We start from the raw sequence: 16,602 nt of genomic DNA on the forward strand, positions 1-16,602 counted from the left end.
GTTCAGGCCCATAGGCCCGCGCTGCGCAAGACTGACCGACAATCGTCGCCCGTTAACCGGGGCGCTTCATCTGGCAGCTGGTGGGTGTGCTGGACACGTACGAAGGAAACTCCTTGACGGGGGCCAGCGTCATGCCCGTGTTCTCGGGGCTGTAGGGGTATTTCTTGTCGGCTTTCTGCCAGACGGTCATCCACAGCGGCTGCTGCAGCTGGTGGTCGGCCTTGCGGATTTCCACATCGCCGTGGTAGCTCTTGAACTTCAGGCCCGACATGGCGGCCGCCACCTTGACCGGATCGGTCGACTTGGCCTTGGCCATGGCTTCACCTAGGGCGCTGTAAATCGAGATCACCGAGCCCGTGTAGAAGTCGTCGTTGAACTTGGTCTTGAACTCCGCCATCCACTTGCCCATCTCGCCACCCATGTTGTAGTGGTTGTACGAAATCTGGTAAACGCGGCCTGCACCGCCCTGACCCAAGGCCGTGGGCGTGCCCGTCACACCCGTGTAGTAGGTGTAGAACTTGCCGTTGTAGCCGCCTTCGTTGGCCGCCTTGACCAGCAGCGCCAGGTCAGAACCCCAGTTGCCGGTGATCACGGTGTCGGCGCCCGAGGCCTTGATCTTGGCGATGTAGGGCGAGAAGTCACGCACTTGCGCCAAGGGGTGCAGGTCTTCACCCACGATTTGCACGTCGGGGCGCTTGCGGGCCAGGTTTTCCTTGGCGAACTTGGCGACCTGGTGGCCATGAGAGTAGTTCTGGTTGAACAGGTAGACCTTCTTGATGTCCTTGTCGTCTTTCATGAAGGTGGTCATGGCCTCGATCTTCATCGAGGTGTCGGCATCAAAGCGGAAGTGCCAGTAGCTGCACTTGCTGTTGGTGAAGTCGGGGTCCACGGCCGAGTGGTTCAGGAAGATGATTTCCTTGCCGGGGTTGCGCTCGTTGTGCTTGTTCACGGCTTCGATCAGGGCACCCGCCACCGACGAACCGTTGCCTTGGGTAATGTAGCGCACGCCCTGGTCCATCGCGGCCTTGAGCGCGTTCAGGCTTTCTGCCGGGCTCAACTTGTTGTCAATGCCAATCACCTCGAACTTGACACCCGCCGGGTTGGTCTTGCTGAACTTTTCAGCAAAGAACTGGAAGCTCTTGAGCTGGTTGCTGCCCACAGGGGCCATCAAACCGGACAAGGGATCGATCCAGGCAATTTTGACGGTTTCGCCCTTTTGCGCATAAGCGCCAAGGGAGCAAGCGGCCAAAGCGGCGGCGGCGATCAAACGGGTGGTGGTTTTCATTCAAGGTCTCCTGCGTTGTGAATCAGAACAAGTTCAGCGTAACCGCTGTGGGGCTGAAAAGGCTCGGGGTTTGCCCCTAAGGCATATCACCCGCGCGACTTGAATGCGCGCGGGCTTGATGCGCATCAAAGGCCGGGCAGCTTGTAGTCGGCCAGTTGCTCGCGCAAACGGGTCTTGAGCATCTTGCCGGTGCCACCCAAAGGGATGGCATCGACAAAGACCACATCGTCCGGGATCTGCCACTTGGCGGTCTTGCCTTCATAGAAAGCAATCAACTCTTCGCGGCTGACTTCTGCGCCGGGCTTTTTGACCACGCACACAATCGGACGCTCGTCCCATTTGGGGTGGCGCATGCCGATGCAAGCGGCCATGGCCACCGCCGGGTGCGCCATGGCGATGTTTTCCACGTCGATTGAACTGATCCATTCGCCGCCGGATTTGATGACGTCCTTGCTGCGGTCGGTGATCTGCATGAAGCCATCGGCGTCAATCGTGGCCACATCGCCCGTGGGGAACCAGCCGTCCACCAGCGGGTTGCCGCCTTCCTGCTTGAAATAGGAAGCGATCACCCAAGGGCCTTTGACCAGCAGGTCGCCAGCAGCCTTGCCGTCGTGTGGCAAAGCACGGCCTTCGGCGTCCACGATCTTCATGTCGATGCCGAAGATGCAGCGGCCTTGCTTCATGCGCAGCTTCATCTGCTGCTCGGCAGGCAGGCGCAGGTGCTTGTTTTTCAGGGTGCAGACCGTACCCAGCGGGCTGAGCTCGGTCATGCCCCAGGCGTGCAGCACGTCCACGTTGTAGTCCTGGCGGAAGGCATCGATCATGGCGGGCGGGCAGGCCGAGCCGCCGATCACGGTGCGGTTCAAGGTGCTGAATTTCAGGCCTGCAGGCTTCATGTGGCCCAGCAGCATTTGCCACACGGTGGGCACACCCGCGGCAAAGGTCACGCCTTCGGCTTCGATCAGCTCGTACACCGATTTGCCGTCGAGCGCCGGACCGGGGAACACCAATTTGGCACCCGCCATGGCCGCACTGTAGGGGATGCCCCAGGCGTTGACGTGGAACATGGGCACCACGGGCAGGATCGCGTCACGCGCCGAGATGCACATCGAGTCGGGCAAGGCGGCGGCGTAAGCGTGCAGCACGGTGGAGCGGTGGCTGTACAGAGCGCCCTTGGGGTTACCGGTGGTGCCACTGGTGTAGCAGAGGCTGCAGGCGGTGTTTTCATCGAGCTGGGGCCAGCTGTAGGTGCTGGGCTGCTGGCCCATCCAGGCCTCGTAGCTCACCAAATTGGGGATACCGGTGCCCTCGGGCAGTTTGTCCGCGTCGCACAGCGCCACGTACTGGGTCACGGTCTTGCAATGCGCGTGCAGGGCCTGCACCAGGGGCAAAAAGGTCATGTCAAAGCACAGGACCTGGTCTTCGGCGTGGTTGGCGATCCAGGCCATCTGCTCGGGGTGCAGGCGCGGGTTGATGGTGTGCAGCACACGGCCCGAGCCGCTCACGCCGAAGTACAGTTCCAGGTGGCGGTAACCGTTCCAGGCCAGCGTGGCGATGCGGGCGCCTTGCGGCATTTTTTGCGCATCCAGCGCGTTGGCCACCTGGCGCGAGCGACGGGCCACGTCGGCCCAAGCGTAGCGGTGGATGTCGCCCTCCACGCGGCGCGAGACGATCTCGCTGTCGCCATGGTGTTTCTCGGCAAAGTCGATCAGTGAAGAAATCAGCAGCGATTGCTGTTGCATCAGTCCCAGCATGGGTTCTCCTGTCAGAGGGGTTGTTCTTGAACGAATCATTGTGCACCCGAGTGGGACACCGTCCGGCCTGAAAACCCGTCATAAAACCCGCAATTACCCGGGTGCTTGTCAAGGGCGTGACAATCTGTTCATGTCATCTGCCCCTTTGGAAACCCATGCCTGCCCTCACCACGCAAATCCACCCCACGATTTGCCCGTGCTGGACTGGACCCACCGCCTGACCCAACTGGGGCCCCGTTTTTTCACACCGCTGCAGCCCACCCCCGTGGCCGCGCCGCGCTGGGCCGCCCGCAACGAGGCCTTGCGCACCGAACTGGGCTGGCCCGCCGAGCTGTTTGACGACGACCACCTGCAAGCCTTTGCGGGCAACGCACTCATGGTCGGCTCCCAGCCGCTGGCCACGGTCTACAGCGGGCACCAATTCGGGCAATGGGCCGGGCAGCTGGGCGACGGGCGGGCCATCTGGCTGGGCGAAGCCGCGTCTCAACTGGGTCCGCAGGAAATCCAGCTCAAAGGTGCAGGCCGCACGCCCTACTCGCGCGGCGGCGATGGCCGGGCCGTGCTGCGATCGAGCATCCGCGAGTATTTGTGCAGCGAGGCCATGCACGGCCTGGGCATACCCACCACCCGGGCGCTGTGCCTGGTGGCATCGCCCGAGCCGGTGCGGCGCGAAACCTTAGAGAGCGCCGCCGTTGTGGCGCGGGTGGCCCCGAGCTTTTTACGCTTTGGGCACTTCGAACATTTTTCGGCTCAGGGCGACACCGACAGCCTGCGCACCCTGGCCGACCATGCCATCGCCCACCACATGCCCGAGTGCAAGGAGCGGGCCGAGCGGTGGCAGGGCAATGTTTACGCGGCTTTGCTCGACGAAGTGCAGGAGCGCACCGCCAAATTGTTGGCGCGATGGCAGGCTGTGGGCTTTTGTCACGGCGTGATGAACACCGACAACATGAGCCTCTTGGGACTGACCATCGACTACGGCCCCTTCCAGTTCATGGACGGCTTTGACCCCGGCCACATCTGCAACCACTCGGACCCCCAGGGGCGTTATGCCTATGGACGCCAGCCGAACGTGGCGTACTGGAATTTGTACTGCCTGGCGCAGGCGCTGGCCCCTTTGATCGATGACCACGATATGACGCTGCAGGTGCTCGAGGGCTACAAGACTTTGTTCCCCCGCTACCTGGGCGACGCCATGCGGGCCAAACTGGGCCTGACGGGGACACTGGCGCCCGAATCCGAGCGCGAAGCCGACTGGACGCTGGTCGAAGACGTGATGCAGCTCATGGCGGCCGAAAAAGTGGACTTCACCCTGTTTTGGCGGCAACTGAGCCAAGCGGTGGTGCAGCAGTCGCAAGCCACCACGCTGACCGATGCGGGCTGGAGCGCGGTGACCGACCTGGTGCTGGATCGCCCTCGCCTGCTGGCCTGCCTCGAACGCTACACCGCCCGCGCTGGCCACGCCCACTTTGCGGCCATGGGCCAGCAGATGCTGCGCACCAACCCCAAGTTTGTGCTGCGCAACCACCTGGCCGAGATCGCCATTCGCCAGGCCCAAGCGGACGACTTCTCGGAAATCAACACCCTGCACACCTTGTTAAAGTCGCCTTTCGACGAGCACCCGGGCTTTGAGGCCTATGCCGACTTGCCGCCCGACTGGGCGGGTCAACTGGAAATCAGCTGTTCATCATGAGCCAGATCACCAAAACCGAACAAGAGTGGCGCGAGCTGCTGGCCGCCAAAGGCGCCGAGCCTGTGGCCTATGCCGTCACCCGCCAAGCGGCCACCGAGCGGCCCTTCACCGGCAAATACGAGGGTCATTGGTCCAGCGGCATTTACCGCTGCATCTGCTGCGACGCCGAGCTGTTCAAGTCGGACACCAAGTTTGACGCAGGCTGCGGCTGGCCGAGCTTTTACCAGGCAGCTTCCGAATGGGCCATCGAAGAGCGCGTGGACTTGAGCCACGGCATGCGCCGGGTGGAGACGGTGTGCGCCCAGTGCGGCGCGCACCTGGGCCATGTGTTCGAAGACGGCCCGGCCCCCACGGGCCTGCGCTACTGCATGAACTCGGCTTCGTTAGACTTCGAGCCTTCCTGACCGACCCCAGCGGCGCACGCTGTGCGTCGCCAACGCCCCCATTTCATGAAATTCATCCTTGACTTTTTCCCCATCCTGCTGTTTTTTGGCGCGTACAAGATGGCCGACATCTACACCGCCACGGCGGTGCTGATGGGCGCAACCGTGCTGCAAACCGCCATCATTTACAAGATGGACGGCAAGCTGCAGACCATGCACAAAATCACGCTGGTCCTGGTGTTGGGCTTTGGCGCCCTCACCTTGAGCCTGCACGACGAGCGCTTCATCAAGTGGAAACCCACCTTGCTGTACTCGGGCCTGGCGATGGCCCTGGCCGTGGCGCACTGGTTTTTGAAAAAGAACTTTTTGCACATGCTGCTGGGCACGCAACTGCAGCTGCCGCACGCCGTGTGGAACCGGTTGAACCTGTCGTGGATGCTGTATTGCCTGTTCATGGCGGGCATCAATGCTTACGTGGCGCATTACTTCAGCACCGAAGACTGGGTGAACTTCAAGCTCTGGGGGTATGTGTTCCCGGTGGTGTTCATTCTGGGCCAAGGCCTGTACATCTCGCGCTATTTGCCCAAGGACGAAGGAGGCCAGAAATGAGCACCGCCACCCTCCCCCTGAGCGCGCAAATCCATGCCCGGCTGACCGAACGCCTGCAACCCACCGAGTTGCGCGTCATCGACGAGAGCGCAGCGCACGCTGGACATGTGGGTGCCAACGACAGCGGCGAAGGCACCCACATGCGTGTGTGCATTGCTTCACCTTTGTTTACAGGCATCAGCCGCGTTCAACGCCATCGCCTTGTGTATGATGCGCTGCAAGATTTCATTGACCAAGGCTTGCATGCCTTGGCCATCGAGCTGATCTGAACCGGGCCGTCACCCATTGGTGGCAGCCCCTTTTTTTGAACCCTTCTATTCATATTTGACACCGAGTCATTGAGGAAAACACGATGAAAAAGCAAATGCTCAGCGCCGCCCTGGTGGCCTTGCTGGCGGTTCCCGCCCTGGCGCAAAACCTGGCCGTGGTCAACGGCAAGCCCGTGCCGTCTTCGCGCGTCAAAGCCTTGCAACAACAAATCGAAGCCTCGGGTCGCCCTGTGACACCCGAAGTGCTGGCTCAGATCAAGGAAGAGTTGATCGCCCGCGAAATCTTCATGCAAGAGGCCAAAAAGCGCGGCCTGGACGCCACCGACGAGTACAAGAATCAGATCGAACTGGCACGCCAGACCATCCTGATCCGTCAGCTGTTTGCCGATCACCAGAAGAAGAACCCCGTGACCGACGCCGAGATCCAGGCCGAGTACGACAAATTCGTGGCGGCCAACGGTGGCAAGGAATACCGCGCGCGCCACATCCTGGTGGAAAAGGAAGACGAGGCCAAGGCCTTGATCGCCGACATCAAGAAAGGTGCCAAGTTTGAAGACCTGGCCAAGAAGGCCTCCAAAGACCCAGGCTCCGGTGCCAACGGTGGCGACCTGGACTGGGCCGCCGCAGGCAGCTATGTGCCCGAGTTTTCCGGGGCCATGGTCAAACTGGACAAAGGCCAGATGACCGACACCCCTGTCAAGAGCCAGTTCGGCTACCACATCATCCGCGTGGACGATGTGCGTGAAGCCCAGCTGCCCAAGCTGGAAGAAGTCAAACCACAGATTTCCCAGCAGCTGCAACAGCAAAAGCTCAGTACCTACCAGGAAGGTCTGCGCAGCAAAGCCAAGATCCAGTGATCTGCGCTGTGCGCCTTTGAAAAACGCGACTTCGGTCGCGTTTTTTAATGTCTCGCCTGTGCATGCAACGCTCTGGGGCTGCGGGCACTGGCCGGGGCTCAGAGGCGCTTCGCTTTGCCACATCGCCCCAACCAGCACCCACAGCCCCAGAGCTGGCGGCCTGCCGAGTTGCTTGCTTCGCAAGCTGGGATAATCCCAGCCCATGCAGCCCCACCACCTCGAACTCCTGGCCCCCGCCCGCAACCTGGACATTGGCATCGAAGCCATCAACCACGGCGCGGACGCGGTCTACATTGGCGGTCCCTCCTTTGGGGCACGGTCGACGGCCGACAACTCGGTGCAAGACATCGCCAAGCTGGTGCAGCATGCGCACCGCTTTCACAGCCGCATTTTTGTCACGCTCAACACCATCTTGCGCGATGACGAGCTCGAAGGTGCCCGAAAATTGGCCTGGCAGCTGTATGACGCAGGTGTCGATGCACTGATCATCCAGGACATGGGCTTGCTCGAAATCGACATGCCGCCCATTCAGCTGCATGCCAGCACCCAGACCGACATCCGCACGCCCGAAAAAGCCAAGTTCCTGCAAGACGCCGGATTGAGCCAAATCGTGCTGGCCCGCGAGTTGACGCTGCCGCAAATCGCCGCCATTCGGGATGCTGTGGACACCGATCGCACCGTGATCGAGTTTTTTGTGCATGGCGCTTTGTGCGTGGCCTACAGCGGCCAATGCTTCATCAGCCACGCGCACACCGGGCGCAGCGCCAACCGGGGCGACTGTTCGCAGGCCTGCCGTCTGCCCTACGAAGTCAAGGATGCGCAAGGCCGCATCGTGGCGCACGACAAGCATGTGCTGAGCATGAAGGACAACAACCAGAGCGAGAACCTGCGCGCACTGGTAGACGCGGGCGTGCGCAGCTTCAAGATCGAAGGCCGCTACAAGGACATGGCCTATGTCAAAAACATCACAGCGCATTACCGCAAGCTGTTCGACGAGGTGCTGAGCGAACGCCCCGAACTGGCGGCCGCTTCGCATGGCCGCACCACCTTCAGCTTCGAGCCGGACCCGAACCAGAACTTCAACCGCGAGTTCACCGACTACTTTGTGCAGGGCCGCAAAGAAGACATCGGCGCGTTTGACACACCCAAAAATCCTGGTCAGCCCATTGGCTGGGTCAGCAAGGTCACGGCCGAGCACATTGAAATCACCACCGACGACCCGGCCACCGAACTGCACAACGGCGACGGCCTGTGTTACTACGACTTGCAAAAAGAACTGATCGGCCTGCAGATCAACCGCGCCGAGCCCGCCAAAGCCAAAGGGGTGTGGAGGCTTTTCCCCAAAGACCCGATGGACGGCTTCAAGGACCTGCGCCAAGGCGTGCAAGTCAACCGCAACCGAGACATGCGCTGGGTGCGCACGCTGGACAAAAAATCGGCCGAGCGCCGCATGGGCGTGTGGATACAGCTGACTGAAAACAAAAAGGGCCTGCAACTGACGCTGACCGACGAAGCGGGTCACAGCGGCTCAGCGGCGTTGGCCATCGGCTGGCAAGCGCCCAAAGACCCGGCCCAGGCCGAGGAAAAACTCAAAGCCGCCTTGGGCAAGCTGGGCGACACCGTGTTCGAGCCGCTGGACGTGCAACTCGTCCTGCCCCGGCCCTGGTTTGTGCCGCCTTCACAACTCAACCAACTCCGCCGCGACGCGGTCGCTGCGCTGGAAACCGCTCGTGCCCAGGGCCTGCACCGCCTACCGCGTGCCGTGCCCGCGGAGCCGCCTGCACCCTACCCCGAAGACACCCTGACTTATCTGGCCAACGTGTTCAACCAGAAAGCCCGCGACTTCTATGCCAAACACGGCGTGAAAGTGATTGCCGCCGCCTACGAGGCGCAAGAAGAATTGGGCGAAGTGAGCCTGATGATCACCAAACACTGCGTGCGCTTTTCCCTGAGCCTGTGCCCCAAGCAGGCCAAGGGCGTGACGGGCGTGCAAGGCACCGTGAAAGCCGAGCCGATGCAGCTGATCAACGGCAAGGAAAAACTCACCCTTCGCTTTGACTGCAAACCCTGCGAAATGCATGTGGTCGGCAAGATCAAAAAGTCGGTGCTCAATGCCGTGCCCGAAAGCCCGGTGCAGTTTTACAAGACACGGCCTGTGGTGGGCATGCACTGAACAATCAACCTAGCGGTTTGAACAACTCGTTCAAGTCAGACTCGCCAAACAAGGGCTCTTTGCGCTGCACCGCCCCCGCATACATGTCTTGCGCCAGCTGGGCCTTGCGCTCTTGCAGGGCCAGCATGCGCTCTTCGATGGTGCCTTGCGCCACCAGTTTGAGCACCCAGAGACTTTGTGTCTGGCCAATGCGGTGCGCGCGGTCGGTGGCCTGGTTTTCCACAGCGGGGTTCCACCACGGGTCGTAATGGATCACGGTGTCGGCCTGCGGCAGGTTCAGGCCCACACCTCCGGCTTTGAGGCTGATGAGGAACAAGGGCACTTGCCCGTTGGTGAACCGATCGATGATCTTGTCGCGGTTTTTGCTCTGCCCCGTGAGCTTGACCCAGGGAATGCCCAGGCGCGGCAGCTCTTGCTCGATCAGGCTGAGCATTTGGGTGAATTGCGAGAACAACAAAATCTTGCGCCCTTCGGCCACCATCTCGGGCAGCATGTCGAGCAGTTGCTCCAGCTTGGCCGATTGCTGCACCAGGTTGGCCGAGCCCAGTTTGAGCAGGCGCGGGTCGCAACACACCTGGCGCAGCTTGAGCAGCGCGTCCAGAATGGTGATTTGCGATTTGGCCAAACCCTGCACGTTCAGGGCATCACGCACGGTTTTTTCCATGCCCAAACGGATGGTTTCGTACAGGTCCGCCTGCTTGCCCTGCAGGGGCACGGGCATGAAGGTTTCAACTTTGGGTGGCAACTCGCTGGCGACCACGTCCTTGGTGCGGCGCAGCATGAAGGGCGTGATGCGCTTGCGCAGCTGGTCCATTTTGTCGCTGTTGCCCAGGCGCTCGATCGGGTTGCGAAACAGCTCGCCAAAGCGCTTTTGGCTGCCCAGAAAACCGGGCATCAAAAAGTGGAACAGGCTCCACAGCTCGCCCAGGTGGTTTTCCATGGGCGTGCCCGACAGGCACAGGCGGTGCGTGGCCGGGATGTCGCCCACGGTTTGCGCGGCGTGGGTGTTGGCATTCTTGATGTTTTGGGCCTCGTCGAGCACCAGCAGATGCCACTGGGCATCGAGCCACAACTCACGGTCGCGGTGCAGCAAGGAGTAAGGCGTGAGCACGATGTCAAAGCCCCTCAGGTCCTGCGCCGCCTCATGCCGCGACAGGCCATGGTGGATGTGGGTGCGCAGGCTGGGGCAAAAACGAGTAGCTTCGCGCTGCCAGTTGCCCAGCAAGCTCACCGGGGCCACGATCAAAGCCGGGTGGCTCAGGCGACCCGCTTCCTTTTCGGTCAGGATGTGCGCCAGGGTCTGCAAGGTTTTACCCAAGCCCATGTCGTCGGCCAGGATACCTGCCAGCTGGTGCGTGCGCAAAAACTGCAGCCAATTCAGGCCCTGCTGCTGGTAAGGCCGCAAAGTGGCTTGCAAGCTGGCGGGTGCGGGCACCTCGGGCAGGCTGTCGAGCCCATGCATTTGCTTGACCAGGTTCATCAGACTTTGGGCACCCGCCCAGGTCACGCCTTCGCCCAGGGAGGCGGCGGTGCGCAAGGCCTCCAGACGCGACAGGCGCAGCTCGTCGCCGCTCCAGTCGCGCCCGCGCTCGGACACCAACTCCATGAGGGTGTTCAGCCAAGGCGCAATTTTGGCGGTGGGCAGCTTCACAAAGCCTTCGCCTTGCAAGTCGGGCAGGTACAAAAACGGCGGCAGGCTGGCGGTCTCGCCTTCGGCGGTTCCCCCCTGGATGCGGGCCAAAGCCGAGAGGATGGTGGGCACCCAGGGCAGGATGTTCACGCGCTGGCCGTCGATGTCCATGCCCAGCGACAAATCGAACCAGGGCGAGGTCTCGGGTGCATCGGCGTCGCCCGACAGATCGATGTGCACATCGTCCGCCTCGCGCAGCCAATTGACATCGCCCGAAACAAAAAGCACCTCCAGGCCTGCTTGGCGCAAGGGCGCAAAATCGGTTTCCAGCCACGCCAGCCATTGCTGAGATTGCTGCGGCGGCAAGCCCAGGATGTTGGTTTCGTAAGCGACCATCCCCAAGGCGTCCAAAGCGTTCCAGGCCCGCAGCTCACCGGGCAAGTCACGCACCAGCATGCGTGCCTGTGGGCCATGACCCGCCATGACACGCTTTTGGGTCCCTGTCCAGAAGCCACGTTGACCTGCATAGTCGAAAGTCAGCTCGCCCATGAACAGGCCGAATTGGTCCCGGTCAGCCGGATTCACCGGGACAATGTCGAACATGGCGCGGGCCTCGACGTCGCGGATTTCAGACATTTTGGCGATCACGGGTGGCAAAGGCACAGGCCCCAAGCGCTCGAGCAACTGGTTCTGGAACTTGAACACCACGCTTTCGGGCAGCACGGGCGAGGTGGACATGACCTGCAACTCGTTGGCGCTCAGGCCTTGCGTGTTGAGCGCACCGCAGTGGCCTTGCACCGTGTCCATGTAAAAAGGCGGCTCGTTCAGGCCGTAGACCACACCTGCACGCTGGGGCTGCATGCTCAGCTTCCAGCCGCCGGGCATATTGTCTTGCGCTGGCACTTCTTGCCAGGCACCGACCAAGGCTTCGGCGGCCTCGCTCCACTGCAGACTGACCGCGCCTTCGGCCGACACCAGGCGGCCCGTCTGGCTGCACAGCTGGAGCAACAACTGACCGGGCATGCCGTGCAATTTGACCTCACCCTGGAACCCGTAAGAGCTGAAGCTGTTGGCCGCCGGACAGGCTTTCATCAGGTCAAAAATGTCGCGGTCCAGCGAAGTGCTGTTGCCCCAAATCGGGTCGTGCGGCGAGGGCTCGTGGCTGATTTTCTTGGGCTTGCCCCACTCGCCGTTGCGCTTTTGAGCAGCCCGTTTGACGCTCAGCTGAAACAGCGGCTTGTGACCCAAATAGGCCACCGACAGCAGGTAGACAAACTGGTCCTGCGTAGAACCCGGCATGGCCACCAGCTTGGGGCGGTTGGCGTTTTCCAGCCGGGTCAGCCATTCACGGGCCTGGTATTCGGCGTGGCTCAAGGCCCGCTCTTTTTCCATCTGGCTGCGGCGCTCGATCACCTCGGCTGAGGGCCCCTCGCTACCCCATTCGTCCAGTAAAGCCAGGCCTTGCATGGACGCCAAAATGCCCAGAGCTGCACCGTGTTTGCAATAACGCCCGACGGGGCAGGTGCAGCCGCTGCGCCACTCGCTCAGGTTGCCGCCCGGGCTCACACGCAGCTCGGCATTCACGGTGTAGGGACGCGGCTCACTGCCTTCCACCTGGCCTTGCAAACGCCAGCCTTCGCCATCAGGCGAGAGCTGGGACGAAAGCACCTTGTTTTGCAGATACAGCGTGGTGCCCCGCGACCAAGCCCCCTGGTCAAAGTAAAAAGCCAGTTGCGAAGGGGGAAACCACTGCCTTGGCAGGTCAGACTTCATGCGTTCACGGCCTCAGCCCACCCACTTGCGGGCGTTTTGCCACACGCGCAGCCAAGGGCTGGTGGCGTTGATGTCACCGCTGGTCCAGCTCATCTGCACATTGCGGAACACGCGCTCGGGGTGCGGCATCATGGCCGTAAAGCGGCCATCCAACGTGGTCACGGCCGTGAGCCCCCCCGCGCTGCCGTTGGGGTTGAAGGGGTACTGCTCGGTGGCCTGGCCGTGGTTGTCCACAAAGCGCATCGCGGCAATGGCCTGTGCGGCGTTGCCCCGGTGCTTGAAGTTGGCAAAGCCTTCGCCGTGCGCCACGGCAATCGGCAGGCGGCTGCCCGCCATGCCTTGCAGGAACAGGCTGGGTGACTCCAGCACCTCGACCATGGACAGTCGGGCTTCGAAGCGCTCGCTCTGGTTGGTGGTGAAGCGCGGCCAATCTTGCGCACCCGGGATGATGTCAGCCAGTTCTGCAAACATCTGGCAGCCGTTGCACACGCCCAGACCAAAGGTGTCAGTGCGGCCAAAGAAGCCCTTGAACTGCTCGGCCAAAGCCGGGTTGAAAGTGATGCTGCGTGCCCAGCCAATGCCTGCACCCAGCGTGTCGCCGTAGCTGAAACCGCCGCAAGCGACCAGACCCTGGAAGTCGGCCAAGTTGGCACGGCCCGATTGCAGGTCGGTCATGTGCACGTCGTGGGACTCGAAACCCGCTTTGTGGAAGGCGTAGGCCATTTCCACATGCGAGTTGACGCCCTGCTCGCGCAGGATCGCCACTTTGGGGCGCGACAGGTTCAGGAACGGCGCGGCCACATTCTCGGCCGGGTCAAAGCTCAGCGCCACATACATGCCGGGGTCGGAGGCCAGGCCCGCAGCAGCGTGCTCGGCGTCGGCGCAGGCGGGGTTGTCGCGCTGCTGGCAAATCTTCCAGCTCACGCTGTCCCAGACCTGGTGCAGGTCTTCCAGCTTGGCGGCAAACACCTCTTTGGTGTCGCGCCAGATGCTGAGTTCGCCCACGCCTTTCTGGATGGTCGATTGCACGGGGCGGGTTTTGCCAATGACGTGCGTGTGCTTGGACAGGCCGTGCTCGCGCAGGGTCTGCAGCACCGCGTTGCGCTCGGCCGTGCGCACCTGCAGCACCACGCCCAGCTCTTCGTTGAACAAGGCCTTGAGCGTGAGCTCTTCGCGGCGGGCGCTGACCTGGCCTGCCCAGTTTTTGGCGTCGCCATGGTCGGCGCGGCTGTCGGTGATGCCGTCACCCTCGGTGACCAGCATGTCCACATTCAGGGCCACGCCCACATGGCCTGCAAAGGCCATTTCGGCCACAGCGGCGAGCAAGCCGCCATCGCTACGGTCGTGGTAGGCCAGGACCTGGCCTTGGGCGCGTAAGGTATTGATGGCCTTGACCAGATTGACCAGCGCTTGCGGGTCTTCCAGGTCGGGCACGCTGTCGCCAAACTGGCCCAGCACCTGGCCCAGCACGCTACCGCCCATGCGGTTGCGACCTTGACCCAGGTCGATCAGCAGCAAGCTGGTGTCAGTGTCTTGCGCGTTCAGCTGCGGCGTGAGCGTGCCGCGCACATCGGGCAGACTGGCAAAGGCGGTGATGATCAGGCTCACGGGCGAAGTCACCTTGCGGGTCTCTCCCTTGTCGTTCCATTGCGTGCGCATCGACAGGCTGTCCTTGCCCACCGGGATCGAGATGTCGAGCGCCGGGCACAGTTCCATGCCCACGGCCTTGACGGTTTCGTACAAAGCGGCGTCTTCGCCCGGCTCGCCACAGGCGGCCATCCAGTTGGCGGACATCTTGACGCGGGGCAGCTCGATGGGCGCGGCCAGCAAATTGGTGATGGCTTCGGCCACGGCCATGCGGCCCGATGCTGCGGCATTGAGCGAGGCCAGCGGCGTGCGCTCGCCCATGCTCATGGCTTCGCCCGCAAAGCCTGCGTAGTCGGCCAGGGTCACGGCCACATCGGCCACGGGCACTTGCCAGGGGCCGACCATCTGGTCACGGTGCGTGAGGCCCCCCACGGCGCGGTCGCCGATGGTGATGAGGAAACGCTTAGACGCCACGGTGGGGTGGCTCAGCACATCGATCACGGCTTTTTGCAAGCTGACACCTGTGAGGTCCATCGCAGGCGACTGACGCACCACCGTCTTCACATCGCGGTGCATCTTGGGCGGCTTGCCCAGCAGCACGTCCATGGGCATGTCCACGGGCGATTCCTGGCCTTTGTCTTCCAGCACCAGCTGGCGTTCTTCGGTCGCCACGCCCACCACCGCAAACGGGCAGCGCTCGCGGTCGCAAAAGGCTTTGAACTGTTCCAAAGACTCAGGTGCGATGGCCATCACATAGCGTTCCTGGCTTTCGTTGGACCAGATTTCCTTGGGGGCCAGGCCCGACTCTTCGAGCGGCACGGCGCGCAAGTCAAACCGCGCACCGCGACCCGCGTCGTTGGTCAGCTCGGGGAAGGCGTTGGACAAACCGCCCGCGCCCACGTCGTGGATGGCGAGGATGGGGTTGCCCGCGCCCTGCGCCCAGCAGTGGTTGATGACCTCTTGCGCACGGCGCTCGATCTCGGGATTGCCGCGCTGCACCGAGTCAAAGTCGAGTTCTGCCGCGTTGGTGCCCGTGGCCATGGAGCTGGCCGCACCACCGCCCATGCCGATGCGCATGCCCGGTCCGCCCAGCTGGATCAGCAGCGTGCCCGCCGGGAATTCGATCTTTTTCGTCTGGATGGCATCGATCTGGCCCAGACCGCCCGCGATCATGATGGGCTTGTGGTAACCGCGCACCACGCCGTCCACGGTTTGTTCGTACTCGCGGAAATACCCTGTCAGGTTGGGGCGGCCAAACTCGTTGTTGAAGGCCGCGCCCCCCAAAGGGCCTTCGGTCATGATCTGCAAGGGGCTGGCAATGTGCTCGGGCTTGCCGCCCGGCTGGTCGCTCAGGCCGCCCCAGAGCTTGGAGACGGTGAAACCGCTCAGGCCTGCCTTGGGCTTGGAGCCGCGACCGGTCGCGCCTTCGTCGCGGATCTCGCCGCCCGCACCGGTCGATGCGCCGGGAAACGGCGAAATCGCGGTCGGGTGGTTGTGGGTCTCGACCTTCATCAGCACATGGTGCAAAGCCTGTTCGGCTTGGTAAGCCGCGCCCTGCCCTGAAGTTCTGGCCACAAAGCGTTCAATCTGGTGGCCTTCCATCACCGAGGCGTTGTCGGAATAGGCCACCACCGTGTGCTGGGGACTCAGCTGGTGGGTGTTGCGGATCATGCCGAACAGGCTCTTGGGCTGGGCCACGCCATCGATGGTGAACTCGGCGTTGAAAATCTTGTGGCGGCAATGCTCGCTGTTCGCCTGAGCGAACATCATCAACTCCACATCGGTGGGGTTGCGCTTCAAGCCTTTGAAGGCATTGACCAAATACTCGATCTCGTCTTCGGCCAGCGCCAGACCCCAAGCCTTGTTGGCGGCTTCCAGCGCAGCGCGACCACCGCCCAGCACGTCCACATGCTCCATGGGCGCAGGGTCCAAGGCGGTGAACAAGGCCGCTGCCTCATCGCGACTGGGCATGGCCGACTCGGTCATGCGGTCGTGCAGCAGTGCAGCGACCTGGCCCAACTGATCAGCCGTCAACTTGGCGGTGCCGAGCAGGCCGGATTTCAGGGTCAAGCGGTATTCGGTCAGGCGCTCCACGCGGCGCACCTCAAAACCGCAGTTGTGGGCAATGTCGGTGGCCTTGGACGCCCAGGGCGAGACCGTGCCGATGCGCGGGCTGACCACGATCACCGGGCCATCGGTGGGTCCGGCATAGGGCTCGCCGTAGGTCAGCAGGGCTGAAAGCGTTTTTTTCTGGGCATCCTGCAACGGCGTCGTGGTGGCCACCAGGTGGACAAAACGGGCAGAAATGCCGTGGATTTGAGGTGAAACGGTGGCCAGGCGGGGCAAAAGCTGGGCCATGCGGAAGTCGCTGAGGGCGCTGGCGCCTTCGAAAGTCGTGATGTGCAGGGACACGGGGTGGCCTTGTAAAGAGACGGAAAACCGTAGCGCCGAGGCCGCTGACTGGGGCTGGTCGGCAAAGGCAGTATTTTAGCCGGGGAAACCCTGATTGGACGGGCAGATGGACAGATCAGAGACCTGTCTTATTCTGCAGGGAAAAAGCGTCGGTTTGGTGCTGCACAGTGGCCTGTC

General features: G+C 62.3%; 10 protein-coding genes. 6 read left to right on the plus strand and 4 right to left on the minus strand.

The genetic code is table 11. From position 1 onward, the window contains the following. Positions 1 to 52: 52 nt before the first annotated feature. Together B9Z34_RS01635 and B9Z34_RS01640 are read right to left on the minus strand one after the other, a co-directional pair. On the minus strand, positions 53 to 1,285 hold the full coding sequence (locus B9Z34_RS01635; protein ID WP_108426356.1) for a branched-chain amino acid ABC transporter substrate-binding protein: 1,233 nt from the start codon (positions 1,283 to 1,285) through the stop codon (positions 53 to 55). A gap of 125 nt (positions 1,286 to 1,410) precedes the next feature. Then, on the minus strand, positions 1,411 to 3,039 hold the full coding sequence (locus B9Z34_RS01640) for a 3-(methylthio)propionyl-CoA ligase (protein ID WP_108426358.1): 1,629 nt from the start codon (positions 3,037 to 3,039) through the stop codon (positions 1,411 to 1,413). 130 nt (positions 3,040 to 3,169) lie between these two features. On the opposite strand from B9Z34_RS01640, the gene B9Z34_RS01645 reads away from it, so the two are divergent. From B9Z34_RS01645 to B9Z34_RS01670, 6 genes are all read left to right on the plus strand, one after another. Next, the gene (locus B9Z34_RS01645) at positions 3,170 to 4,732 is read left to right on the plus strand and encodes a YdiU family protein (RefSeq protein ID WP_108426359.1); all 1,563 of its coding nucleotides are present in this window, start codon (positions 3,170 to 3,172) and stop codon (positions 4,730 to 4,732) included. Beyond that, positions 4,729 to 5,136, plus strand: coding sequence for a peptide-methionine (R)-S-oxide reductase MsrB (gene msrB / locus B9Z34_RS01650; protein WP_369907486.1), 408 nt, complete (start codon positions 4,729 to 4,731; stop codon positions 5,134 to 5,136). Before B9Z34_RS01645 ends, msrB begins: the two co-directional genes overlap by 4 nt. A 45-nt stretch (positions 5,137 to 5,181) precedes the next feature. Further along, positions 5,182 to 5,724 carry a septation protein A gene (locus B9Z34_RS01655; RefSeq protein WP_108426361.1) on the plus strand — a complete coding sequence of 181 codons (543 nt, stop codon included), beginning with the start codon at positions 5,182 to 5,184 and terminating at the stop codon, positions 5,722 to 5,724. After that, positions 5,721 to 5,993 carry a BolA family transcriptional regulator gene (locus B9Z34_RS01660; RefSeq protein ID WP_108426362.1) on the plus strand — a complete coding sequence of 91 codons (273 nt, stop codon included), beginning with the start codon at positions 5,721 to 5,723 and terminating at the stop codon, positions 5,991 to 5,993. Before B9Z34_RS01655 ends, B9Z34_RS01660 begins: the two co-directional genes overlap by 4 nt. Positions 5,994 to 6,076: 83 nt before the next feature. Continuing rightward, positions 6,077 to 6,850, plus strand: coding sequence for a peptidylprolyl isomerase (locus B9Z34_RS01665; RefSeq protein ID WP_108426363.1), 774 nt, complete (start codon positions 6,077 to 6,079; stop codon positions 6,848 to 6,850). A gap of 202 nt (positions 6,851 to 7,052) precedes the next feature. Then, entirely contained in the window at positions 7,053 to 9,023 is a 1,971-nt protein-coding gene (locus B9Z34_RS01670; RefSeq protein WP_108426364.1) for a U32 family peptidase, read from the plus strand. 4 nt (positions 9,024 to 9,027) lie between these two features. Here the strand turns inward: B9Z34_RS01670 and B9Z34_RS01675 are convergent, their stop codons facing one another. Both B9Z34_RS01675 and purL read right to left on the minus strand, forming a co-directional pair. Beyond that, positions 9,028 to 12,426: a DEAD/DEAH box helicase gene (locus tag B9Z34_RS01675; protein ID WP_108426365.1), complete on the minus strand. Its 3,399-nt coding sequence runs from the start codon at positions 12,424 to 12,426 to the stop codon at positions 9,028 to 9,030. A gap of 12 nt (positions 12,427 to 12,438) precedes the next feature. After that, positions 12,439 to 16,425: a phosphoribosylformylglycinamidine synthase gene (gene purL, locus B9Z34_RS01680; protein WP_108426366.1), complete on the minus strand. Its 3,987-nt coding sequence runs from the start codon at positions 16,423 to 16,425 to the stop codon at positions 12,439 to 12,441. Between the last annotated feature and the right edge of the window lie 177 nt (positions 16,426 to 16,602).

It is taken from the genome of Limnohabitans sp. Hippo3, assembly GCF_003063665.1.
Taxonomy (GTDB): Bacteria; Pseudomonadota; Gammaproteobacteria; order Burkholderiales; family Burkholderiaceae_C; genus Limnohabitans_A.